22 protein-coding genes and 1 pseudogene are annotated in these 23,115 nt (G+C 56.8%); all 23 read left to right on the top strand.

Translation table 11 applies throughout. From position 1 onward, the window contains the following. Positions 1–524: 524 nt before the first annotated feature. On the top strand, positions 525–659 hold the full coding sequence (rpmH, locus tag HZ99_RS27950) for a 50S ribosomal protein L34 (RefSeq protein ID WP_003213577.1): 135 nt from the start codon (positions 525–527) through the stop codon (positions 657–659). A gap of 16 nt (positions 660–675) precedes the next feature. Continuing rightward, entirely contained in the window at positions 676–1,080 is a 405-nt protein-coding gene (gene rnpA / locus HZ99_RS17430; protein WP_029290189.1) for a ribonuclease P protein component, read from the top strand. Beyond that, positions 1,073–1,318, top strand: coding sequence for a membrane protein insertion efficiency factor YidD (gene yidD / locus HZ99_RS27945; RefSeq protein ID WP_010465488.1), 246 nt, complete (start codon positions 1,073–1,075; stop codon positions 1,316–1,318). Before rnpA ends, yidD begins: the two co-directional genes overlap by 8 nt. A gap of 2 nt (positions 1,319–1,320) precedes the next feature. Beyond that, positions 1,321–3,003, top strand: a complete 1,683-nt coding sequence (gene yidC / locus HZ99_RS17425; protein ID WP_038444724.1) for a membrane protein insertase YidC — start codon at positions 1,321–1,323, stop codon at positions 3,001–3,003. 79 nt (positions 3,004–3,082) lie between these two features. Then, positions 3,083–4,453 (top strand): tRNA uridine-5-carboxymethylaminomethyl(34) synthesis GTPase MnmE, encoded by a 1,371-nt coding sequence (gene mnmE, locus HZ99_RS17420; protein WP_038444722.1) that lies wholly within the window; start codon positions 3,083–3,085, stop codon positions 4,451–4,453. Positions 4,454–5,107: 654 nt separating this feature from the next. Beyond that, entirely contained in the window at positions 5,108–7,000 is a 1,893-nt protein-coding gene (gene mnmG, locus HZ99_RS17415; protein ID WP_038448106.1) for a tRNA uridine-5-carboxymethylaminomethyl(34) synthesis enzyme MnmG, read from the top strand. Further along, positions 6,997–7,641 carry a 16S rRNA (guanine(527)-N(7))-methyltransferase RsmG gene (gene rsmG / locus HZ99_RS17410; protein WP_038444720.1) on the top strand — a complete coding sequence of 215 codons (645 nt, stop codon included), beginning with the start codon at positions 6,997–6,999 and terminating at the stop codon, positions 7,639–7,641. Before mnmG ends, rsmG begins: the two co-directional genes overlap by 4 nt. An 18-nt stretch (positions 7,642–7,659) precedes the next feature. Then, entirely contained in the window at positions 7,660–8,457 is a 798-nt protein-coding gene (locus HZ99_RS17405) for a ParA family protein (protein WP_005792605.1), read from the top strand. A 9-nt stretch (positions 8,458–8,466) separates the two neighbouring features. Beyond that, positions 8,467–9,339 carry a ParB/RepB/Spo0J family partition protein gene (locus HZ99_RS17400; RefSeq protein WP_038444716.1) on the top strand — a complete coding sequence of 291 codons (873 nt, stop codon included), beginning with the start codon at positions 8,467–8,469 and terminating at the stop codon, positions 9,337–9,339. A 148-nt stretch (positions 9,340–9,487) separates the two neighbouring features. After that, positions 9,488–9,895: a F0F1 ATP synthase subunit I gene (locus HZ99_RS17395; RefSeq protein WP_010565865.1), complete on the top strand. Its 408-nt coding sequence runs from the start codon at positions 9,488–9,490 to the stop codon at positions 9,893–9,895. Positions 9,896–9,911: 16 nt separating this feature from the next. Next, positions 9,912–10,781: a F0F1 ATP synthase subunit A gene (gene atpB / locus HZ99_RS17390; protein WP_016978714.1), complete on the top strand. Its 870-nt coding sequence runs from the start codon at positions 9,912–9,914 to the stop codon at positions 10,779–10,781. A 134-nt stretch (positions 10,782–10,915) separates the two neighbouring features. Then, positions 10,916–11,173 (top strand): F0F1 ATP synthase subunit C, encoded by a 258-nt coding sequence (gene atpE / locus HZ99_RS17385; protein WP_002555987.1) that lies wholly within the window; start codon positions 10,916–10,918, stop codon positions 11,171–11,173. Between the two features lie 56 nt (positions 11,174–11,229). Continuing rightward, entirely contained in the window at positions 11,230–11,700 is a 471-nt protein-coding gene (locus HZ99_RS17380; RefSeq protein WP_008439543.1) for a F0F1 ATP synthase subunit B, read from the top strand. Between the two features lie 12 nt (positions 11,701–11,712). Then, entirely contained in the window at positions 11,713–12,249 is a 537-nt protein-coding gene (locus HZ99_RS17375) for a F0F1 ATP synthase subunit delta (protein WP_010207689.1), read from the top strand. Positions 12,250–12,270: 21 nt separating this feature from the next. Further along, positions 12,271–13,815, top strand: coding sequence for a F0F1 ATP synthase subunit alpha (gene atpA, locus HZ99_RS17370; protein WP_010207686.1), 1,545 nt, complete (start codon positions 12,271–12,273; stop codon positions 13,813–13,815). A gap of 50 nt (positions 13,816–13,865) precedes the next feature. Next, positions 13,866–14,726 (top strand): F0F1 ATP synthase subunit gamma, encoded by an 861-nt coding sequence (gene atpG / locus HZ99_RS17365; protein WP_003195829.1) that lies wholly within the window; start codon positions 13,866–13,868, stop codon positions 14,724–14,726. A gap of 27 nt (positions 14,727–14,753) precedes the next feature. Then, positions 14,754–16,130, top strand: coding sequence for a F0F1 ATP synthase subunit beta (gene atpD, locus HZ99_RS17360; RefSeq protein WP_010207684.1), 1,377 nt, complete (start codon positions 14,754–14,756; stop codon positions 16,128–16,130). Positions 16,131–16,174: 44 nt separating this feature from the next. After that, positions 16,175–16,591, top strand: coding sequence for a F0F1 ATP synthase subunit epsilon (locus HZ99_RS17355; protein WP_003177061.1), 417 nt, complete (start codon positions 16,175–16,177; stop codon positions 16,589–16,591). Positions 16,592–16,714: 123 nt separating this feature from the next. After that, positions 16,715–18,082, top strand: coding sequence for a bifunctional UDP-N-acetylglucosamine diphosphorylase/glucosamine-1-phosphate N-acetyltransferase GlmU (glmU, locus tag HZ99_RS17350; RefSeq protein WP_038444704.1), 1,368 nt, complete (start codon positions 16,715–16,717; stop codon positions 18,080–18,082). A gap of 228 nt (positions 18,083–18,310) precedes the next feature. Next, positions 18,311–19,078 carry a DeoR/GlpR family DNA-binding transcription regulator gene (locus HZ99_RS17345; protein WP_038444703.1) on the top strand — a complete coding sequence of 256 codons (768 nt, stop codon included), beginning with the start codon at positions 18,311–18,313 and terminating at the stop codon, positions 19,076–19,078. A 10-nt stretch (positions 19,079–19,088) separates the two neighbouring features. Beyond that, complete coding sequence (gene glmS, locus HZ99_RS17340; protein WP_038444701.1) at positions 19,089–20,921, top strand: glutamine--fructose-6-phosphate transaminase (isomerizing); 1,833 nt, start codon at positions 19,089–19,091, stop codon at positions 20,919–20,921. A 278-nt stretch (positions 20,922–21,199) separates the two neighbouring features. Further along, positions 21,200–21,838: pseudogene (locus HZ99_RS17335) on the top strand (TnsA endonuclease N-terminal domain-containing protein); the annotation flags it as partial. Between the two features lie 53 nt (positions 21,839–21,891). Then, on the top strand, positions 21,892–22,860 hold the full coding sequence (locus tag HZ99_RS17330; protein ID WP_038442563.1) for an IS5 family transposase: 969 nt from the start codon (positions 21,892–21,894) through the stop codon (positions 22,858–22,860). Positions 22,861–23,115: the final 255 nt, after the last annotated feature.

The following is a 23,115-nucleotide window of genomic DNA, read 5'->3' as shown; positions in this document are numbered from 1 at the left end:
GCCCACTTATCCACATGTAGGTTGCTCACAGGCCGCCAAGAATCAATGCCTTAACCGTAAAAAAGCCGACAAGTGGTCTGTGTATAGGCTCTGTGGATAAGCCACCCTAAGCTCGTTGTACAAGTGGGGGCGAAAGTCTGTGTGTAACTGGCTTGTGGATAAGTAGCCCTTCCACACACAGCTTATCCGATAGCGCAGCACAGGCAGAGCACCGTTTCTCCCCTGTGTTGTCATTCTCTGTACAGCACGTAGAATATGGCCTTAACCTAGTTATCCACAGATAACCTCCGCCCTAGCTTTTATAAGCTTTACAGAAAAGCTTTAAATAACTTCCTTCTTTATTTTTATATCTATGGCATTGCTCGTGAAAGCCAGGCCTCAAGGAATCGGTCCCGGGCCTGCAGATATCTAATTGAAGGAATAGCTGGTTGGAAATTGACCTAGAGGCTTGCTTTCTCTAGAATCCCCGGTCTCTTAAAACGGGGGCCATTCCGGCCCGTTGTGGACGAACCAGGTAACACGCCATGAAACGTACTTTCCAACCAAGCACCATCAAACGCGCCCGTACCCACGGTTTCCGTGCTCGCATGGCTACCAAGAACGGCCGTGCTGTCCTGTCGCGTCGCCGCGCCAAAGGTCGTGCGCGTCTGGCAGTTTGATAATCCGGTACTGGTGGTGAGTCAGGACTTCAGTCGGGAAAAGCGTCTGCTAACCCCCCGGCACTTCAAGGCAGTCTTTGACTCCCCCACCGGCAAGGTTCCGGGGAAAAATCTCCTGCTCCTTGCGCGTAACAACGATCTGGATCACCCCCGTCTCGGGTTGGTGATCGGCAAGAAGAGCGTAAAGCTCTCCGTTGAGCGCAATCGCCTCAAGCGTCTGATGCGCGAATCGTTTCGCCTCCACCAGGACACTCTGGTTGGTTGGGATATTGTTATCGTCGCGCGCAAAGGCTTGGGGGACGTAGAAAACCCCGAATTGATTCAGCATTTCGGCAAGCTCTGGAAACGTTTGGCTCGCACCAGCAAGCCGACCCCAGCAGTCAGCCCCGAAACTGTAGGGGTAGACAGCACTGATGCGTAAACTGGCCCTCGTTCCGATCCAGTTTTACCGCTATGCCATTAGTCCGCTGATGGCCAGCCACTGTCGTTTCTACCCCAGTTGTTCCTGCTACGCGTATGAAGCCATAGAAAATCATGGCCTTCTGCGCGGTGGCTGGCTGACCTTTCGTCGTTTAGGTCGCTGTCATCCGTGGAATCCCGGTGGTTATGACCCGGTTCCGCCTATCCCTACCTCCCGTTCTTCTTCGATGGCCGAGTAATCATGGATATTAAACGCACGATCCTGATCGTCGCCCTGGCAATCGTGTCCTACGTTATGGTTCTGAAATGGAACCAGGACTATGGCCAGGCTGCCCTGCCGACTCAGAATGTTGCTACCAATCAGTCTGCCCCGGCTATCCCGGATGCACCGTTGGGTAACAACGCTTCCGCCAGTGCCGATGTACCCAGCGCGAATGCCGATACCAGCACCCCTGTAGATAACGCAGTCATCACCAATAAAGACCTCATCCACGTCAAGACGGATGTACTGGACCTGGCGATCGATCCACAGGGCGGTGATATTGCCCAGCTGAAATTGCCACTGTATCCACGTCGCCAAGACCATCCGGATGTTCCTTTCCAGTTGTTCGATAATGGTGGCGAGCGTATTTATCTGGCGCAAAGCGGCCTGACCGGCACTGATGGTCCTGATGCTCGTGCGACCGGTCGTCCGGTTTATTCGACCGAACAGAAGACTTATCAACTGGCTGATGGCCAAAACCAGTTGAACGTCGACCTGAAATTCAGTCACGACGGCGTCAATTACATCAAACGCTTCAGCTTCACCCGCGGTTTGTACGATCTGAAAGTCACCTACCTGATCGACAACACCAGCGAAAAAGCCTGGACTGGCAACCTGTTTGCCCAGCTCAAGCGTGATGGCAGCTCCGATCCGTCTTCCAGCACTGCCACCGGCACCGCGACTTACCTGGGCGCCGCCCTGTGGACAAGTAACGAGCCGTACAAAAAAGTGTCGATGAAAGATATCGACAAGGGCACGCTAAAAGAGACGGTGCAAGGTGGTTGGGTAGCCTGGCTGCAACACTACTTTGTAACAGCGTGGATCCCGAACAAGGGCGAAGCCAACCTGGTCCAGACCCGCAAGGACAACCAGGGCAACTACATCATCGGTTTCACTGGCCCGGCGTTGACCGTTGCGCCAGGCGCCAAAGCTGAAACCAGCGCCACCTTGTATGCCGGCCCGAAAAGCCAGGCCGTACTCAAGGAGTTATCCCCAGGCCTGGAACTGACTGTGGACTACGGCATTCTGTGGTTCATTGCCCAGCCAATCTTCTGGTTGCTGCAACACATCCACAGCATCGTCGGTAACTGGGGCTGGTCGATCATCTTCCTGACCATGCTGATCAAAGGGATTTTCTTCCCGTTGTCGGCTGCCAGCTACAAATCGATGGCTCGTATGCGCGCCGTTGCACCGAAACTGGCTGCACTGAAAGAGCAACATGGCGACGACCGGCAGAAAATGTCCCAAGCCATGATGGAGCTGTACAAGAAAGAGAAGATCAACCCGCTGGGTGGATGCTTGCCGATTCTGGTACAGATGCCGGTATTCCTGTCGCTGTACTGGGTACTCCTGGAAAGCGTGGAAATGCGCCAGGCACCGTTCATGCTGTGGATAACTGACCTGTCGATCAAAGACCCGTTCTTTATCCTGCCGATCATCATGGGCGCAACCATGTTCATCCAGCAGCGTCTGAACCCTACACCTCCGGATCCGATGCAGGCCAAGGTGATGAAAATGATGCCAATCATCTTCACCTTCTTCTTCCTGTGGTTCCCGGCTGGTCTGGTTCTGTACTGGGTGGTCAACAACGTATTGTCGATCTCTCAACAGTGGTACATCACTCGTAAGATCGAAGCGGCTGCCAAAAAAGCCGAGGCGTAACTTACTCTGTGGATAACCACTCAAGACGCCCCCTCGTGGGGCGTTTTGCATTCTGTCACTTTTGTCTGGGAAACCGCTGATGAGCGCTCCTCGTGAAACCATCGCCGCCGTCGCCACCGCTCAAGGCCGGGGCGGTGTCGGTATCGTCCGTATTTCCGGACCACTTGCCGGCATTGCCGCCCAGGCGATCAGTGGGCGCGAGCTGAAGCCCCGGTATGCGCATTACGGGCCTTTTTTCGGCGAGGATCTTGAGGTGCTGGATGAGGGCCTGGCCCTGTATTTCCCGGGGCCGAACTCGTTCACCGGCGAGGATGTGCTGGAATTGCAAGGCCATGGCGGTCCTATCGTCCTGGACATGCTCCTGCAACGTTGCCTGCAACTGGGTTGCCGCCTTGCACGGCCGGGTGAATTCAGCGAGCGCGCGTTTCTCAATGACAAACTCGACCTTGCCCAGGCCGAGGCCATCGCCGACCTGATCGAGGCCAGTTCTGCACAGGCCGCACGCAATGCACTGCGCTCGTTGCAGGGGGCGTTTTCCCTGCGTGTGCATAACCTCACCGAGCAACTGATCAGTTTGCGCATCTATGTCGAGGCAGCAATTGATTTCCCCGAAGAGGAAATCGACTTTCTCGCCGATGGCCATGTCCTGGCCATGCTCGATAAGGTCCGCGATGAGTTATCCACAGTACTGAAGGAAGCCGGCCAGGGCGCATTGCTGCGCGATGGGATGACAGTAGTGATTGCTGGCCGGCCCAACGCTGGCAAGTCGAGTTTGCTCAACGCTCTTGCGGGCCGTGAAGCGGCCATTGTCACCGAGATTGCCGGCACCACCCGGGATATCTTGCGCGAACACATCCACATTGATGGCATGCCACTGCACGTGGTTGATACCGCCGGCTTACGCGATACCGATGACCAGGTGGAAAAAATCGGTGTGGAACGGGCGCTCAAGGCCATCGGTGAAGCAGATCGGGTGCTGTTGGTGGTGGATGCCACAGCACCTGAGGCTGTGGATCCTTTTGCGCTGTGGCCCGAATTCCTTGAACAACGGCCGGACCCGGCCAAAGTCACGCTGATTCGCAACAAGGCGGACCTGACGGGTGAAGCCATTGCCCTGGAGGTCAGCGACGATGGCCATGTCACCATCAGCCTCAGCGCCAAGTCTGCCGGGGCGGGCCTGGAACTGCTGCGCGATCATCTCAAGGCGTGCATGGGTTATGAACAGACCTCGGAAAGCAGCTTCAGTGCTCGCCGCAGGCACCTTGAAGCCCTACGCCATGCCAGCGCCGCCCTTGAGCACGGTAGAGCACAGCTGACGCTGGCGGGCGCGGGAGAGCTGCTGGCCGAAGATTTACGGCAGGCACAGCAACTGCTGGGGGAAATTACCGGGGCGTTCAGCTCTGATGATCTGCTCGGCAGGATCTTTTCCAGCTTCTGCATCGGTAAATAACCCTACTTGCCGGCGATAGGGCCCGAAAAACCATTTGCGTTCTTCAGGTCGCCATCGCCGGCAAGCCGGCTCCTACAGGTTTGCAATCACGACCAAAGCCCACGGACAAATTCCCGAGGCTCTGCTTCGCTTATCGCTCTCGTTTTCACAATCCCCGTCTGAATTTCCGGTTTTATTCCGTCTGCTGACTCACCGAAGCGGCTTTCGCGTGGCTGTCATTCAGCCAGTTGGGTGTTTTTCTGTGGATTAAACCCTGTGAATAACCGCCCCTGTGCCCAGTTGATAACAGGGCTTGAAACCTGAGTAGAAACCGATCTGTGGATAACCACCTGTTTAATCCACAGGCTTAACGCACTTATCCAAGGACCTCATTGGCACCTAACCACAGACTTTTGAATCTCTGTACACATTGAAAATAAAGGCCTATAGAAATCTATCCACAGAAAATAGGTTCAATAGAAATAAACATAAAAACAAAGATTTAATAAATTTCTCTCTTTTAATTTCTATTACCTTCGATTCATCCACAGGTGGTTAAATTTTGTGCAAAGGGTTCTTTAGGTGGGGCTAAGTCCCTATACTTGCCGCCATAGCTCCAAAACTCTTTCAACAAACAATTCCTGATTACCTACATAAGCAGGCACGAGGTGCGTGGTGGATTTCCCTTCCCGTTTTGAAGTGATCGTCATCGGCGGCGGTCATGCCGGTACCGAGGCAGCACTGGCGTCAGCACGCATGGGCGTAAAAACCCTGTTGTTGACGCATAACGTGGAAACCCTCGGTGCAATGAGTTGCAACCCTGCCATTGGTGGGATCGGCAAAAGCCACCTGGTCAAGGAAATCGATGCCCTTGGCGGCGTGATGGCCATGGCTACCGATAAGGGTGGTATTCAATTTCGCGTGCTCAACAGCCGCAAAGGCCCAGCCGTGCGTGCGACACGGGCTCAAGCCGACCGCATCCTGTACAAGGCGGCCGTGCGCGAAACCCTGGAAAACCAGCCGAACCTGTGGATATTTCAACAAGCAGCGGATGACCTGATCGTCGAGCAAGACCAGGTACGCGGTGTTGTCACGCAAATGGGCCTGCGTTTCTTCGCAGAGTCCGTGGTGTTGACCACCGGCACGTTCCTCGGTGGACTTATCCACATAGGGATGCAGAACTATTCCGGCGGCCGCGCCGGTGATCCGCCGTCGATTGCCCTGGCAAAACGCCTGCGTGAATTACCGCTGCGTGTCGGTCGCCTGAAAACCGGGACCCCGCCGCGTATCGACGGGCGTTCTGTGGATTTCTCGGTGATGACCGAACAGGCCGGTGACACGCCGATTCCGGTCATGTCGTTCATGGGCTCCAAAGAGCAGCACCCGAAACAGGTGAGCTGCTGGATCACCCACACCAACGCCCGCACCCACGAAATCATTGCCGCGAACCTCGATCGTTCGCCGATGTACTCCGGTGTGATCGAAGGTATCGGCCCGCGTTATTGCCCATCGATCGAAGACAAGATCCACCGCTTTGCCGACAAGGAAAGCCACCAGGTCTTCATCGAGCCGGAAGGCTTGACCACCCATGAGCTGTACCCGAACGGGATTTCCACATCCCTGCCATTCGATGTGCAAATCCAGATCGTGCAGTCGATTCGCGGTATGGAAAACGCGCATATCGTGCGCCCGGGCTACGCCATCGAATATGACTATTTCGACCCGCGCGATCTGAAATACAGCCTGGAAACCAAAGTGATCGGCGGCCTGTTCTTCGCTGGGCAAATCAACGGCACCACCGGTTACGAAGAAGCCGGCGCCCAGGGTTTGCTGGCCGGGACCAACGCTGCATTGCGTGCCCAGGGCAAAGACAGCTGGTGCCCGCGTCGCGATGAAGCGTACATCGGGGTGTTGGTTGACGACCTGATTACCCTGGGCACCCAGGAACCGTACCGTATGTTCACCTCCCGGGCCGAATATCGCCTGATCCTGCGCGAAGACAACGCCGACTTGCGCTTGACCGAAAAGGGCCGCGAGCTGGGCTTGGTCGATGACGCGCGTTGGGAAGCGTTCTGCAAAAAACGCGAAAGCATCGAACTCGAAGAGCAGCGCCTGAAAAGTACCTGGGTGCGCCCGGGCACCGAACAGGGCGACGCCATTGCCGAAAAATTCGGCACGCCGCTGACCCACGAATACAACCTGTTGAACCTGCTGTCCCGTCCGGAAATCGACTACGCTGGTCTGGTTGAAGTAACCGGCGGCGGTGCAGAAGATCCACAGGTCGCCGAGCAGGTCGAAATCAAGACCAAATATGCCGGTTACATTGACCGCCAGCAGGATGAGATCGCTCGGCTGCGCGCCAGTGAAGACACGAAGCTGCCTGTGGATATCGATTACACCGGGATTTCCGGGTTGTCGAAAGAGATTCAAAGCAAGCTGGGGATAACTCGCCCTGAGACACTGGGCCAGGCTTCCCGTATCCCGGGCGTCACCCCGGCAGCCATTTCGCTGTTGATGATTCATTTGAAAAAACGCGGCGCGGGCCGTCAGTTGGAGCAAAGCGCTTGAGTTCGTTGGTCACCTTGCAACACGCCGAAGAGTTATCCACAGGAGCACGTCAATTGGGCGTGGAACTGACCGAGGCCCAGCACGAATTGCTGCTGGGCTACCTGGCCCTGTTGATCAAATGGAACAAGGCCTACAACCTCACGGCGGTGCGCGATCCGGATGAAATGGTGTCGCGGCATCTGCTCGACAGCTTGAGCGTGATGCCATTCATCGAAAACGGTCGCTGGCTCGATGTAGGCAGTGGCGGTGGCATGCCTGGCATCCCGCTGGCCATCCTGTTTCCCGGGTCGCAAGTGACCTGCCTGGACAGCAACGGCAAGAAAACCCGCTTCCTGACCCAGGTCAAACTCGAACTCAAGCTAGACAACCTGCAAGTTATCCACAGCCGCGTCGAAGCCTTCGTGCCTGAACTGCCCTTCAACGGAATTGTTTCCAGGGCCTTCAGCAGCATGGAGAACTTCAGCAACTGGACCCGCCACCTGGGCGACCTGAACACCCGTTGGCTGGCAATGAAGGGCGTTCATCCAAGCGACGAGCTGTTAGCATTGCCGGCAGACTTCCACCTCGATAGCGAACACGCCTTGGCCGTACCCGGTTGCCAAGGCCAACGCCATCTGCTGATACTGCGCCGCACGGCATGATTGGGAACACAAGCAAGAATGGCTAAGGTATTCGCGATAGCGAACCAGAAAGGTGGCGTGGGCAAAACCACCACCTGCATCAACCTCGCAGCATCCCTGGTCGCTACCAAGCGTCGGGTGCTGTTGATCGACCTCGATCCACAGGGCAACGCCACCATGGGTAGCGGTGTGGATAAACACGGCCTGGAAAACTCGGTCTACGACTTGCTGATAGGCGAGTGCGACCTGGCCCAGGCCATGCACTATTCCGAGCACGGCGGTTATCAACTGCTGCCGGCCAACCGCGATCTGACCGCGGCGGAAGTAGTGCTGCTGGAAATGCAGATGAAAGAAAGCCGTCTGCGCAGCGCCCTGGCGCCGATTCGCGAGAACTACGACTACATTTTGATCGACTGCCCGCCGTCGCTGTCGATGCTGACACTCAACGCGCTGGTCGCCGCCGATGGGGTGATTATCCCCATGCAGTGCGAGTACTTCGCCCTCGAAGGCTTGAGCGACCTTGTGGATAACATCAAGCGTATCGCCGAGTTGCTCAATCCGAACCTGAAAGTCGAAGGCCTGCTGCGGACCATGTATGACCCGCGCCTGAGCCTGATGAACGATGTGTCGGCGCAGCTCAAGGAACACTTTGGCGACCAGCTCTACGACACGGTGATCCCACGTAACATCCGCCTGGCCGAAGCCCCAAGCTATGGCATGCCCGCGCTGGCGTACGACAAGTCATCGCGTGGTGCCATTGCCTACCTGGCGCTGGCCGGCGAGATGGTTCGCCGCCAACGCCGCAATTCACGCACCGCTGCAGCCCAGCCAACTTAAGGAACCCCCATGGCCGTCAAGAAACGAGGTCTCGGACGTGGACTGGATGCACTGCTGAGTGGTCCGACTGTCACTTCGCTGGAAGAGCAGGCGGTGCAGGCCGACTCCCGTGAGCTGCAACATTTGCCCCTGGACCTGATCCAGCGTGGCAAGTACCAGCCGCGTCGGGACATGGACCCGCAGGCGCTGGAGGAGTTGGCGAACTCGATCAAGGCCCAGGGCGTGATGCAGCCGATTGTCGTGCGCCCCATTGGTAGTGGTCGGTTTGAAATCATCGCCGGCGAACGCCGCTGGCGCGCCAGCCAGCAGGCCGGCCAGGAAACCATTCCGGCGATGGTGCGCGATGTGCCGGATGAAACGGCCATTGCCATGGCGCTGATCGAAAACATCCAGCGCGAAGACCTCAACCCCATCGAGGAAGCGATTGCCCTGCAGCGCCTGCAGCAGGAATTCAAGCTGACCCAGCAGGAAGTGGCCGACGCGGTAGGCAAATCCCGTGTCACGGTTTCCAATCTGCTGCGCCTGATCGCACTGCCGGAAGTGATCAAGACCATGCTGTCCCACGGTGACCTGGAAATGGGTCATGCCCGTGCTTTGCTCGGTTTGCCGGAAAATCAACAGGTTGAAGGGGCGCGACACGTTGTCGCACGAGGTCTCACCGTTCGTCAGACCGAGGCCCTGGTTCGCCAGTGGCTCAGTGGCAAACCTGCACCGGTTGAAACCGCCAAAACTGATCCGGACATTGCGCGCCTGGAGCAGCGCCTGGCCGAGCGGCTGGGCTCTGCGGTGCAAATTCGCCACGGCAAGAAGGGCAAAGGGCAATTGGTTATCGGCTATAACTCCCTCGATGAGCTTCAGGGCGTTCTTTCCCACATCCGCTGAAACATTTGCTTATGTAGCGTGCAGTCGGAAATCACTACCCGGCAGTTGAATAGGGGCAGAACCGCCCCTATACTCTGCGCGCATTTTGTCGGCACAAATTATGCCAAGTTATTGATTTCCGGCAGCCGACCACTGAGGAGCAAGAGTGATGGAAACCCGCACGCCAAACACGTTGCCGTTCCATCGCTTGGCCGTTTTTCCGGTTTTATTGGCCCAATTTGTCATTTTGCTGATCGCCGCATTGGCGCTTTGGTATTGGCATGGGGTCGTAGCCGGATACTCAGGACTCTGCGGAGGCCTGATAGCCTTGCTGCCCAATATGTATTTTGCTCACAGGGCCTTTCGGTTTTCCGGCGCCCGGGCAGCCCAGGCTATCGTCCGGTCCTTTTATGCCGGCGAGGCAGGGAAACTGATTTTGACGGCAGTGCTGTTTGCACTGACCTTTGCAGGTGTGAAGCCATTGGCGCCGCTGGCTGTATTCGGCGTCTTCGTGTTGACCCAACTGGTCAGCTGGTTCGCTCCCCTGCTAATGAAAACAAGACTTTCGAAACCTTAGGGCGTTTGAGGCAACCATGGCAGAAACAACCGCTTCGGGCTATATCCAGCACCACTTGCAGAACCTGACCTTCGGTCAGCTTCCCAACGGCGGCTGGGGCTTTGCCCACTCCGCAGCAGAGGCCAAAGAAATGGGCTTCTGGGCTTTCCACCTGGATACTCTGGGCTGGTCGGTCGCATTGGGTCTGATCTTCGTCTTCATTTTCCGCATGGCGGCAAAGAAGGCGACCTCCGGTCAGCCAGGTGCTTTGCAGAACTTCGTTGAAGTATTGGTCGAATTCGTCGATGGCAGCGTGAAAGACAGCTTCCATGGCCGTAGCCCGGTGATTGCGCCGCTGGCACTGACCATTTTCGTCTGGGTGTTCCTGATGAACGCCGTCGACCTGATTCCGGTGGACTGGATTCCTCAGTTGGCCATGGCGATCAGCGGCGACCCGCACATCCCATTCCGTGCCGTATCGACCACCGACCCTAACGCTACCCTGGGCATGGCCCTGTCGGTATTTGCGTTGATCATTTTCTACAGCATCAAGATCAAGGGCATCGGCGGCTTCATCGGCGAACTGACCCTGCACCCGTTCGGCAGCAAGAACATTTTTGTTCAAGCCCTGCTGATCCCGGTGAACTTCCTGCTGGAATTCGTCACCCTGATCGCCAAGCCAATCTCCCTGGCACTGCGACTGTTCGGCAACATGTATGCCGGCGAGCTGGTGTTCATTCTGATCGCTGTGATGTTCGGCAGCGGCCTGCTCTGGCTTAGCGGCCTGGGCATTGTTCTGCAGTGGGCGTGGGCTGTGTTCCACATCCTGATCATTACCCTGCAGGCGTTTATCTTCATGATGCTGACCATCGTCTACCTGTCGATGGCGCACGAAGAGAACCATTAAGACCAGTCTCGACTAGTCTGATGTCCTTCCCGGTAAAACGGGAAGGTGGGCCCTACCGGGCTATGAAACGATTTGTTTTACCGCTTTAAAATCTAAAAAACCTAAACCATACGACGTAAAAGTCGGGAGGAAAGATGGAAACTGTAGTTGGTCTAACCGCTATCGCTGTTGCACTGTTGATCGGCCTGGGCGCCCTGGGTACTGCCATTGGTTTCGGCCTGCTGGGCGGCAAGTTCCTGGAAGGCGCAGCGCGTCAGCCAGAAATGGTTCCAATGCTGCAAGTTAAAATGTTCATCGTCGCCGGCCTGCTCGACGCCGTGACCATGATCGGTGTTGGTATCGCTCTGTTCTTCACCTTCGCGAACCCTTTCGTTGGTCAACTCGCCGGTTAATCACTCGTTTTTTCGAGTGATTGGTGTGTTGTGCAACGAATGAGCGAGGTATTGGCGTGAACATTAATGCAACCATTATTGGTCAGTCCTTAGCGTTCTTGATTTTTGTCGTTTTCTGCATGAAGTTCGTATGGCCTCCGGTCATCGCAGCTCTGCACGAACGTCAGAAGAAGATCGCGGATGGGCTGGACGCTGCAGCACGAGCAGCTCGCGACCTGGAGTTGGCCCAAGATAAAGCGGGTCAGCAACTGCGCGAAGCGAAAGCTCAAGCAGCCGAAATCATTGAGCAAGCCAAGAAACGCGGTAACCAGATCGTTGAAGAGGCTGTTGAAAAAGCCCGTATCGACGCTGACCGTGTGAAGGTTCAGGCTCAGGCCGAGATCGAGCAGGAACTGAACGGTGTCAAAGATGCGCTGCGTGCCCAACTGGGTGCTCTGGCCGTCGGCGGTGCTGAGAAGATCCTGGGTGCCACAATCGATCAAAACGCGCACGCGGAGCTGGTAAACAAACTGGCTGCTGAAATTTAAGCGAGGGCGATCATGGCAGAATTGACCACGTTGGCCCGACCTTACGCTAAGGCAGCCTTCGAGCACGCCCAGGCCCACCAGCAGCTGGCCTCTTGGTCAGCCATGCTCGGCCTGGCTGCAGCAGTGTCGCAAGACGACACCATGCAGCGCGTGCTCAAGGCCCCGCGACTGACGAGCGCAGACAAGGCCGCCACTTTTATTGAAGTGTGCGGCGACAAGTTTGATGTGAAAGTGCAGAACTTCATCCACGTCGTTGCCGAAAACGACCGTCTCCTGCTTCTGCCGGAGATTGCCGCTCTGTTCGACCTGTACAAGGCCGAGCAAGAGAAGTCGGTAGACGTTGAAGTGACCAGTGCTTTTGCATTGAACCAAGAACAGCAAGACAAACTCGCCAAGGTTCTCAGTGCACGACTCGACCGGGAAGTGCGCCTGCAAGTTGCGGAAGACAAGTCCCTCATTGGGGGCATTGTCATTCGCGCCGGCGACCTGGTTATCGATGGCTCGATTCGCGGCAAACTCGCGAATCTTGCCGAAGCATTGAAATCTTGAGTTTGAAGGGGCAGCAGAGCAATGCAGCAACTCAATCCTTCCGAAATAAGTGAAATTATCAAGGGCCGCATCGACAAGCTCGATGTGACCTCCCAAGCCCGTAACGAAGGCACTGTCGTCAGCGTATCTGACGGTATCGTGCGGATTCACGGTCTGGCCGACGTAATGTCCGGCGAGATGATCGAGTTTCCGGGCGGCGTCTTCGGTATGGCCCTCAACCTGGAGCAAGACTCCGTAGGTGCCGTAATCCTGGGCGCTTACCAGTCTCTGGCTGAAGGCATGAGCGCCAAGTGCACCGGCCGCATCCTGGAGGTTCCGGTTGGTAAGGAACTGCTGGGTCGCGTAGTCGACGCACTGGGTAACCCTGTTGACGGCAAAGGTCCACTGGGCAACACCGAGACCGACGCGGTCGAGAAAGTTGCTCCAGGCGTGATCTGGCGTAAGTCGGTAGACCAGCCTGTACAGACTGGCTACAAGGCTGTCGATGCCATGATCCCTGTCGGCCGTGGCCAGCGTGAGCTGATCATCGGTGACCGTCAGATCGGTAAAACCGCTCTGGCCATCGACGCGATCATCAACCAGAAAGACAGCGGCATTTTCTGCGTCTACGTAGCCATCGGTCAGAAGCAATCGACCATCGCCAACGTGGTTCGCAAGCTGGAAGAGAACGGCGCACTGAAAAACACGATCATCGTGGCTGCCAGTGCTTCGGAATCGCCTGCACTGCAATACCTGGCACCGTATGCCGGTTGCACCATGGGTGAATTCTTCCGCGACCGTGGTGAAGACGCGCTGATCGTTTATGACGATCTGTCCAAGCAAGCAGTGGCTTACCGCCAGATTTCCCTGCTGCTGCGCCGTCCGCCAGGCCGTGAAGCCTACCCAGGCGACGTGTTCTATCTCCACTCCCGTCTGCTGGAGCGCGCATCCCGCGTCTCCGAAGAGTACGTAGAGAAGTTCACCAACGGCGCAGTGACCGGCAAAACCGGTTCCCTGACCGCACTGCCGATCATCGAAACCCAGGCTGGCGACGTTTCCGCGTTCGTTCCGACCAACGTGATTTCCATCACCGACGGTCAGATCTTCCTGGAATCGGCCATGTTCAACTCCGGGATCCGTCCTGCAGTGAACGCCGGTGTTTCGGTATCCCGTGTGGGTGGTGCCGCTCAGACCAAGATCATCAAGAAGCTCTCCGGTGGTATCCGTACCGCTCTGGCTCAGTACCGTGAACTGGCGGCATTCGCCCAGTTCGCTTCTGACCTGGACGAAGCGACCCGTAAGCAACTTGAGCATGGTCAGCGCGTTACCGAGCTGATGAAGCAGAAGCAATACGCCCCAATGTCGATCGCTGACATGGCGTTGTCGCTGTATGCCGCTGAGCGTGGGTTCCTGACTGACGTCGAAATCGCCAAGGTCGGCAGCTTTGAACAAGCGCTGATTGCTTACTTCAACCGCGATCACGCCGACTTGTTGGCCAAGATCAACGTGAAGGGTGACTTCAATGACGAAATCGACGCTGGCCTCAAAGCCGGTATCGAGAAGTTCAAGGCCACCCAAACCTGGTAAGCCGCAGCGGGAGCCGCAAGGCTCCCGCTTGCTAACCTGATAGGTGTTACATGGCAGGCGCAAAAGAGATTCGCAGTAAGATTGCGAGCATCAAAAGCACGCAAAAAATTACCAGCGCCATGGAAAAAGTGGCGGTCAGCAAAATGCGCAAGGCACAAATGCGCATGGCTGCTAGCCGTCCTTATGCGGAGCGTATCCGCCAGGTAATTGGGCATCTGGCCAACGCCAACCCGGAATACCGCCACCCGTTCATGATCGAGCGCGCCGTCAAGCGTGTGGGTTATGTGGTAGTGAGCAGTGACCGTGGTTTGTGCGGTGGTTTGAATACCAACCTGTTCAAGGCCCTGGTCAAGGACATGGCGGTAAACCGCGAAAACGGCGTCGAGATTGATCTGTGTGTTGTTGGTAGCAAGGGTGCGGCCTTTTTCCGCAACTTCGGCGGTAACGTCGTTGCAGCTATCAGCCACCTGGGTGAAGAGCCGTCGATCAATGATTTGATCGGCAGTGTGAAGGTGATGCTGGATGCGTATCTGGAAGGCCGGATTGATCGCCTGTCCGTGGTATCCAACAAGTTCATCAACACCATGACCCAGCAGCCAACCGTGGAGCAATTGATTCCACTGGTGGCGACCCCGGATCAGGAACTCAAGCACCACTGGGACTACCTCTACGAACCAGACGCTAAAGAGCTGCTTGACGGCTTGATGGTGCGCTACGTGGAGTCGCAGGTGTACCAGGCGGTGGTCGAGAACAACGCAGCTGAACAAGCAGCGCGGATGATCGCGATGAAAAACGCTACCGACAACGCCGGTGATCTGATCAGCGATTTGCAGCTGATCTACAACAAGGCGCGTCAGGCTGCGATCACCCAAGAGATCTCGGAAATCGTCGGCGGCGCTGCCGCGGTTTAACGGTTCAAATATTCAGAGGATCCAGCTATGAGTAGCGGACGTATCGTTCAAATCATCGGCGCCGTTATCGACGTGGAATTTCCACGCGACAGCGTACCGAGCATCTACAACGCGCTGAAAGTACAAGGCGCGGACACTACTCTGGAAGTTCAGCAGCAGCTGGGCGACGGCGTAGTTCGTACCATTGCGATGGGTTCCACCGAAGGCTTGAAGCGCGGTCTGGACGTTGTCGACTCTGGCGCAGCCATCTCCGTACCGGTCGGTAAAGCGACCCTGGGCCGGATCATGGACGTACTGGGCAACCCGATTGACGAAGCTGGTCCGATCGACACCGAAGAGCGTTGGGGCATTCACCGTCCAGCACCTTCGTTCGCGGAGCAAGCTGGCGGCAACGACCTGCTGGAAACCGGCATCAAGGTTATCGACCTGGTTTGCCCGTTCGCCAAAGGCGGTAAAGTCGGTCTGTTCGGTGGTGCCGGTGTAGGCAAGACCGTAAACATGATGGAACTGATCCGTAACATCGCCATCGAGCACAGCGGTTATTCCGTGTTCGCCGGTGTGGGTGAGCGTACTCGTGAGGGTAACGACTTCTACCACGAGATGAAGGACTCCAACGTTCTGGACAAAGTGGCACTGGTTTACGGTCAGATGAACGAGCCGCCGGGAAACCGTCTGCGCGTAGCACTGACCGGCCTGACCATGGCCGAGAAGTTCCGTGACGAAGGTAACGACGTTCTGCTGTTCGTCGACAACATCTACCGTTACACCCTGGCCGGTACTGAAGTATCCGCACTGCTGGGCCGTATGCCTTCGGCAGTAGGCTACCAGCCGACCCTGGCTGAAGAGATGGGCGTTCTGCAAGAACGTATCACTTCGACCAAGGAAGGTTCGATCACTTCGATCCAAGCGGTATACGTACCTGCGGATGACTTGACCGACCCGTCGCCAGCGACCACCTTCGCCCACTTGGACGCCACCGTCGTACTGTCCCGTGACATCGCTTCCCTGGGTATCTACCCAGCGGTCGATCCACTGGACTCGACTTCGCGCCAGTTGGACCCGAACGTGATCGGCCAGGAGCACTACGACACCGCTCGCGGCGTTCAGTACGTGCTGCAGCGTTACAAAGAACTGAAGGACATCATTGCGATCCTGGGTATGGACGAGCTGTCGGAAGCCGACAAGCAGTTGGTAAACCGTGCTCGTAAGATCCAGCGTTTCTTGTCGCAGCCGTTCTTCGTGGCTGAAGTCTTCACCGGTGCATCGGGTAAATACGTTTCCCTGAAAGACACCATTGCTGGCTTCAAAGGCATCCTCAACGGTGACTACGACCACCTGCCAGAACAAGCGTTCTACATGGTCGGCGGCATCGAAGAAGCGATCGAGAAAGCCAAGAAACTGTAATCCAGGCGCCCGGAAACGGGCGCTCATCAGGTTGAGGCAATCAGATGGCTATGACAGTCCATTGCGATATCGTCAGCGCGGAAGGGGAAATCTTCTCCGGTCTGGTAGAGATGGTGATTGCACACGGCGAACTCGGTGACCTTGGTATTGCCATGGGTCACGCGCCGTTGATCACCAGCTTGAAGCCAGGTCCGATCACTCTGACCAAGCAAGGCGGGGAAAAAGAGGTGTTTTACATCTCTGGTGGTTTCCTCGAGGTTCAGCCGAACATGGTCAAGGTACTTGCCGACACCGTGCAACGTGCTGGCGACCTGGATGAAGCCTCCGCTCAGGAAGCCGTCAAGGCTGCTGAGAAGGCCCTGAACGAAAAGGGTGCGGACTTCGACTACAGCGCTGCTGCTGTACGTCTGGCCGAGGCTGCAGCTCAGCTGCGCACGCTCCAGCAGATCCGCAAGAAGTAAGCGGCCACGCCGTCATGCTTCATGCGCGATTGATTAAAAAGGGTAGCCTCGGCTACCCTTTTTCTTTTTTTGCAAAACACTTCTTTGGTCTGAAGCCGGACCGCCCAGGATTGGTAGCCATTCATGTCTCTTGAAATCGTCATTCTCGCCGCAGGCCAGGGCACCCGCATGCGCTCAGCCCTGCCCAAGGTGCTGCACCCGGTTGCTGGCAACTCCATGCTTGGCCATGTTATCCACAGCGCCCGGCAACTGGAGCCACAGCGTATCCACGTAGTGATTGGCCACGGGGCCGACGTGGTGCGTGAGCGTCTGGCGGCCGACGACTTGAATTTCGTGTTGCAGGACCAGCAACTGGGTACCGGTCACGCCACCGCGCAAGCCGTACCGTTCATCAAGGCCGACACTGTGCTGATCCTCTATGGTGATGTGCCGCTGATCGAAGTCGAAACCCTGCAGCGCCTGCTCAAGCACGTGGTGCCGGGCCAAATGGGCCTGCTCACTGTCGAGTTGGACGACCCGACCGGTTACGGCCGCATCGTGCGCAACGCCGATGGCAAAGTGGCAGCTATCGTTGAGCATAAAGATGCCAGCGAAGCCCAGCGCGCCATCACCGAAGGCAACACCGGCATTCTTGCGGTGCCTGCCAATAAGCTCGCTGATTGGATGAGCCGCCTGTCCAACAACAACGCCCAGGGCGAGTACTACCTCACCGATGTCATCGAAATGGCAGTGAGCGATGGCCTGTTGGTCGCCACCGAGCAGCCCCACGACCCGATGGAAGTGCAGGGCGCCAACGACCGCAAGCAACTCGCCGAACTGGAGCGTCACTATCAACTGCGCGAAGGCCGCCGCCTGATGGCCCAGGGCGTGACACTGCGTGACCCGGCGCGTTTCGACGTACGTGGTGAGGTGACCGTAGGCCGTGACGTGCTGATCGATATCAACGTGATCCTCGAAGGCCGCGTGATCATCGAAGACGACGTGGTGATTGGCCCGAACTGCGTGATCAAGGACAGCACCCTGCGCAAAGGCGTGGTGGTCAAGGCCAACAGCCATATCGACGGTGCGGTGATGGGCGAGGGTAGCGATGCGGGTCCATTTGCACGGTTGCGGCCTGGTAGCGTCCTGGGCGCCAGGGCCCATGTGGGTAACTTTGTCGAGCTGAAAAACGCACGGATGGGCGACGATGCGAAGGCAGGGCACCTGGCCTATCTTGGCGATGCAGTGATTGGGGCCCGCAGCAACATTGGCGCCGGCGCCATTACCTGCAATTACGATGGTGCCAACAAGTACCAGACGACGATTGGTGAAGACGTATTTATCGGCTCCAACAATTCGCTGATTGCGCCGGTGACTATTGGTGACGGTTCAAACACGGCGGCAGGCTCAACGATCAACCAGGATGTGGATAAGTCCCAATTGGCAGTGGCTCGTGCCCGCCAACGCAACATCGACGGCTGGAAGCGCCCGGTCAAAATCAAAAAGACCTAAGTTATCCACACCGTCACAGGTAACAAATCTCCAATGTGGGAGCGGGCTTGTTCGCGAATGCGCAATGTCAGTCAATGCATTTATCAACTGACAGACTGCATTCGCGAGCAAGCCCGCTCCCACATTTGGTTTCTGGGGATTTAAAATTTTACTCGCCGCGCTTGACGATTTCTCGCCGATAGGTTTTGATTGCCTTCGTTATCTTTCGAAACGAAACTTATCATCACCATGTCGAAACGAAATACACCACAAAGACGCCACAACATCCTCACCTTGCTCACCGAGCAGGGTGAAGTGAGCGTGGATGAATTGGCCAAGCGTTTCGAAACCTCCGAAGTGACCATCCGCAAGGACCTCGCCGCGCTGGAAAGCAACGGTTTGTTGCTGCGCCGCTACGGTGGCGCAATCACCATGCCCCAGGAACTGGTCGGCGATCCAGCCCAGCCTGTTTCTGTGCACAAGCGCGCCATCGCCCGGGCGGCGGTCAAGCGCTTGCGCGAACATGCGCGGATTATCATCGACAGCGGCAGCACCACTGCTGCGATGATCCCGGAACTGGGCCATCAACCCGGCCTGGTGGTGATGACCAACTCTTTGCATGTGGCCAGTGCCCTGAGTGAGTTGGAGCATGAACCGGTGTTGCTGATGACCGGCGGCACCTGGGACCCGCACTCGGATTCGTTCCAGGGCCAGGTCGCCGAACAGGTGCTGCGTTCTTATGACTTCGACCAACTGTTTATCGGCGCTGACGGCATCGACCTGCAGCGTGGCACCACCACCTTCAATGAACTGCTGGGCCTGAGCCGAGTGATGGCCGAAGTCGCCCGTGAAGTGGTGGTAATGGTCGAGTCCGACAAGATCGGCCGCAAGATCCCCAACCTGGAGCTGCCCTGGAGCAGCGTCCATACCCTTATTACCGATGATCGCCTGCCGCTTGAGGCCCGCGACCAGATTCAAGCCCGCGGCATTACGCTGATTTGCGCGGCAGTCATCTAGGAGAGAAACCATGTGTGGAATTGTAGGCGCAGTTGCTGAACGAAACGTTACCGCCATTTTGCTCGAGGGCCTCAAGCGCCTGGAATACCGTGGCTACGACAGTGCCGGGGTGGCGGTTTTCAGCAATGCTGGCAAGCTTGAACGCATGCGTCGCCCGGGCAAGGTCAGCGAACTGGAGCAGGCCCTGGCCGGCGAGCCCCTGGTTGGCCGCCTGGGCATCGCCCACACCCGCTGGGCGACCCACGGTGCGCCGTGCGAGCGCAATGCCCACCCGCACTTCTCCGGTGATATTGCGGTGGTACACAACGGCATCATCGAAAACCACGAAGTGCTGCGTGAACAACTCAAGGGCCTGGGCTACGTCTTTACCTCGGACACCGACACCGAAGTCATTGCTCACCTGCTCAACCACAAGCTCAAGGACCATAGCGATCTGACCACCGCCCTCAAGGCCACGGTCAAGGAATTGCATGGCGCCTATGGCCTGGCGGTCATCAGCGCCAGCCAGCCGGACCGTGTGGTGGCCGCCCGCAGTGGCAGCCCGTTGGTGATCGGCCTGGGCCTGGGAGAGAACTTCCTCGCCTCCGACCAATTGGCGCTGCGCCAGGTCACCGACCGCTTCATGTACCTGGAAGAAGGCGATATCGCCGATATCCGCCGTGAAAGCGTGGCGATCTGGGACGTCAACGGCAACTCCGTCGAGCGCGAAGCCGTGCAGTATCGCGACGGCGCCGAAGCCGCCGACAAGGGCGAGTTCCGTCACTTCATGCTCAAGGAAATCCACGAGCAACCGGCCGTGGTGCAACGCACCCTGGAAGGTCGCCTGAGCCAGCACCAGGTGTTGGTCAACGCCTTCGGCCCGCAAGCCGCGGAGCTGTTTGCCAAAGTGCGTAATGTACAGATCGTCGCCTGCGGTACCAGCTATCACGCCGGCATGGTCGCCCGTTACTGGCTGGAAGAGTTGGCCGGTATTCCGTGCCAAGTCGAGGTCGCCAGTGAGTTCCGCTACCGCAAGGTGGTGGTGCAACCCGACACCCTGTTCGTCACCATCTCCCAGTCCGGCGAGACCGCCGACACCCTGGCCGCCTTGCGTAATGCTAAAGAACTGGGGTACCTGGCCAGCCTGGCGATCTGCAACGTCAGCATCAGCTCCCTGGTGCGTGAATCTGACCTGACCCTGCTGACTCAGGCCGGTCGTGAAATTGGCGTAGCGTCCACCAAAGCCTTCACCACTCAGTTGGTGGGTTTGCTGCTGCTGACCCTGTCCCTGGGCCAGGTTCGCGGCACATTGGCCGAAGGCGTCGAAGCCACCCTGGTAGAAGAACTGCGTCGCCTGCCGACCCGCCTGGGCGAAGCCCTGGCCATGGACAGCACGGTAGAGAAAGTCGCTGAGCTGTTTGCCGACAAGAACCACACCCTGTTCCTAGGGCGTGGTGCACAGTACCCCGTGGCAATGGAAGGCTCCCTGAAGCTCAAGGAAATCTCCTATATCCACGCCGAAGCCTACCCGGCCGGCGAACTCAAGCACGGCCCATTGGCCCTGGTGGACGATGACATGCCGGTGGTCACCGTTGCGCCGAACAATGAACTGCTGGAGAAGCTCAAATCCAACCTGCAGGAAGTCCGCGCCCGGGGCGGCCAACTGATCGTGTTCGCCGACGAAAAGGCCGCCATGACCAACGGTGAAGGCACCCACGTCATCAACATGCCGCACATCCATGACACCCTGTCGCCCATCCTCTACACCATCCCGTTGCAACTGCTGTCGTATTACGTGGCGGTGCTCAAGGGCACCGACGTTGACCAGCCGCGCAACCTGGCCAAGTCGGTGACGGTTGAGTAAGGCAGTACCAAACCTGTGACAGGTGGCTTCTAACAATAAAGATTGACACTTAACAATAAAGATTGACACGCCGTAACATAGATTGACACAAGGCCGAAACCCCCGTATTTACGGGGGTTTCCATTTTTTGGCTGAGCCATCGGTCTAGATTCTCCGCTTCGCCACGCTCCGGGAGTAGGCTAAAGAGGGCTGTACCATGAACAGGTGGTGGGCGATTTTTTCCTATAACTATTTTTCAGGGCGAGGAGAGGCGGTCCCGGCGGACGAAGGAGGTAGCATTGCGCGGTCGTAGGTTTTCGTCTGAGACAGATATTCAGCGGCATATTTCGAATGGATTCGGTAGCGGAGCTGGTGCCAGTTATCTGCCGTGGCTGCGCGTCCAAGACGTGCCTTCCAGAGGACGCTCCCACAAGATCCAAGGTGTGAAGATCGATCGTCTCCACCACCTCTTTTCTGACCTCGAACGCGCTTATTTTTTGGTATGTGAATTTTCGGAAAATGTTGTGGATATACGCGAACAGTATCCACTGCTACCGCGAGAAAGTGCTCAAGCAATCGCGAGCTCTATGGGAGTGCGATACCCGAAGTATCCGAAGACAGTGCTTCCTTACGTTATGACCACGGATTTTTTATTAACGATAAAAAAGCCCGATGGCAGCTTTAAATCCGTAGCCAGAACAATCAAATACCGCAGTGACCTCGAAGGCAAAAAAGCCAGGAGGACGTTGGAAAAATTTGAGATCGAAAAGCGTTTCTGGACTGGCCAACACGTTGATTGGGCCATTGTCACCGAAGAAATGTTCAGCCCCGATTTGATCAAAAATTTAGGCTTACTCAGGAAGTTCGCTCAACTGCCGCGCGCCTTGGCAGAGCCATCATTACACACAGATTTTCTGGGGCACTTAGGGAAACTCCGAACAAGTCTCCAAGTATGCTGAAATACAGCCTCACCACCTGACCCGAGTGCTTCATGAGCCAGATGAGCTTTTCCGATTTCGAATACGCGGGCAAGCGCAAGCAAACACGCCGCGAACGGTTCCTCGCCGAGATGGATCAGGTCGTGCCCTGGAGCGGTTTACTGGCGTTGATCGAGCCGTATTATCCGAAGGCTGGCGGTGGCCGCAAACCGTATCCGCTGGAAACCATGCTGCGCATTCACTTGCTGCAAAACTGGTTCTCGCTGAGCGATCCTGCCATGGAAGAAGCGCTGTATGAAATCACGCCCATGCGCCAGTTTGCGCACTTGACCCTGAGCGCGCCGATCCCTGAAGACACCACGATCATGAACTTCCGGCACCTGCTGGAGAAACATAAGTTGGCGCCGGCGATCCTGGCGGTCATCAACGGTTATTTGCAGGAGAAAGGCCTCTCGCTGCGCCAGGGCACCATCGTCGATGCGACGATTATCCACGCGCCCAGTTCGACTAAAAACGAGGACGGTAAACGCGATCCAGAGATGCATCAGACGAAGAAAGGCAATCAATATTTCTTCGGAATGAAGGCCCATATTGGTGCCGACGTTGAGTCGGGGCTGGTTCACCACGTTCACGGCACCGCGGCGAATGTAGCCGATGTCACTCAGGTTGCCGAACTGCTGCACGGCGAGGAAAACGCGGTCTACGCCGATGCTGGTTACACCGGTGTCGAGAAGCGCGAAGAGCATGAAAACCGTGAAGTGGTTTGGCAAATCGCCGCGCGACGCAGCACCTATTCCAAGCTGAGCAAGCGCAGCGTGCTGTACAAAGCCAAGCGCAAAATCGAGTACCTCAAAGCCCAGACACGGGCCAAGGTCGAACACCCATTTCGGGTGATCAAACGTCAGTTCGGTTATGTGAAAGTGCGCTTTCGCGGCCTGATGAAAAACACCGCTCAATTGACCACGCTGTTTGCCTTGTCCAATTTATGGATGGCTCGAAAAAAGCTGATGGGTATGGGCTAATTACGCGCGTAACACGGAGAAATGGGCTGACAAGCTCGCCAAGGCGGCGCGTACGGGATATTTCGCGGTCAATAGCGCCAAATTCAGCGGGATTTTCAACTTGCCGCACGGTTGCGGCAAGTTGATCGGAGCTTCCTTAGCGAGCTGTCGTCCCTACCCGTGGAGTACTGCTGAATCTCTGCGAAAGATTGCCGCACGTTTATTTATCTCCTATCAAGACTCTCGGGCTTTATATCATCACCTGATATGGGCTAA

This window comes from Pseudomonas fluorescens (assembly GCF_000730425.1).
GTDB lineage: Bacteria > Pseudomonadota > Gammaproteobacteria > Pseudomonadales > Pseudomonadaceae > Aquipseudomonas > Aquipseudomonas fluorescens_X.
This window is presented reverse-complemented; position numbering and strand designations above follow the sequence as displayed.

Bases quoted from the DNA above. Each gene is read 5' to 3' on its own strand.
- rpmH (WP_003213577.1), top strand. From the start codon at position 525: ATGAAACGTACTTTCCAACCAAGCACCATCAAACGCGCCCGTACCCAC.
- HZ99_RS17375 (WP_010207689.1), top strand. From the start codon at position 11,713: ATGGCAGAATTGACCACGTTGGCCCGACCTTACGCTAAGGCAGCCTTC.
- HZ99_RS17330 (WP_038442563.1), top strand. From the start codon at position 21,892: ATGAGCCAGATGAGCTTTTCCGATTTCGAATACGCGGGCAAGCGCAAG.
- atpE (WP_002555987.1), top strand. From the start codon at position 10,916: ATGGAAACTGTAGTTGGTCTAACCGCTATCGCTGTTGCACTGTTGATC.
- mnmE (WP_038444722.1), top strand. From the start codon at position 3,083: ATGAGCGCTCCTCGTGAAACCATCGCCGCCGTCGCCACCGCTCAAGGC.
- HZ99_RS17405 (WP_005792605.1), top strand. From the start codon at position 7,660: ATGGCTAAGGTATTCGCGATAGCGAACCAGAAAGGTGGCGTGGGCAAA.
- HZ99_RS17345 (WP_038444703.1), top strand. From the start codon at position 18,311: ATGTCGAAACGAAATACACCACAAAGACGCCACAACATCCTCACCTTG.
- atpA (WP_010207686.1), top strand. From the start codon at position 12,271: ATGCAGCAACTCAATCCTTCCGAAATAAGTGAAATTATCAAGGGCCGC.
- HZ99_RS17395 (WP_010565865.1), top strand. From the start codon at position 9,488: ATGGAAACCCGCACGCCAAACACGTTGCCGTTCCATCGCTTGGCCGTT.
- HZ99_RS17355 (WP_003177061.1), top strand. From the start codon at position 16,175: ATGGCTATGACAGTCCATTGCGATATCGTCAGCGCGGAAGGGGAAATC.
- atpD (WP_010207684.1), top strand. From the start codon at position 14,754: ATGAGTAGCGGACGTATCGTTCAAATCATCGGCGCCGTTATCGACGTG.
- atpG (WP_003195829.1), top strand. From the start codon at position 13,866: ATGGCAGGCGCAAAAGAGATTCGCAGTAAGATTGCGAGCATCAAAAGC.
- glmU (WP_038444704.1), top strand. From the start codon at position 16,715: ATGTCTCTTGAAATCGTCATTCTCGCCGCAGGCCAGGGCACCCGCATG.
- glmS (WP_038444701.1), top strand. From the start codon at position 19,089: ATGTGTGGAATTGTAGGCGCAGTTGCTGAACGAAACGTTACCGCCATT.
- yidC (WP_038444724.1), top strand. From the start codon at position 1,321: ATGGATATTAAACGCACGATCCTGATCGTCGCCCTGGCAATCGTGTCC.
- atpB (WP_016978714.1), top strand. From the start codon at position 9,912: ATGGCAGAAACAACCGCTTCGGGCTATATCCAGCACCACTTGCAGAAC.
- HZ99_RS17400 (WP_038444716.1), top strand. From the start codon at position 8,467: ATGGCCGTCAAGAAACGAGGTCTCGGACGTGGACTGGATGCACTGCTG.
- yidD (WP_010465488.1), top strand. From the start codon at position 1,073: ATGCGTAAACTGGCCCTCGTTCCGATCCAGTTTTACCGCTATGCCATT.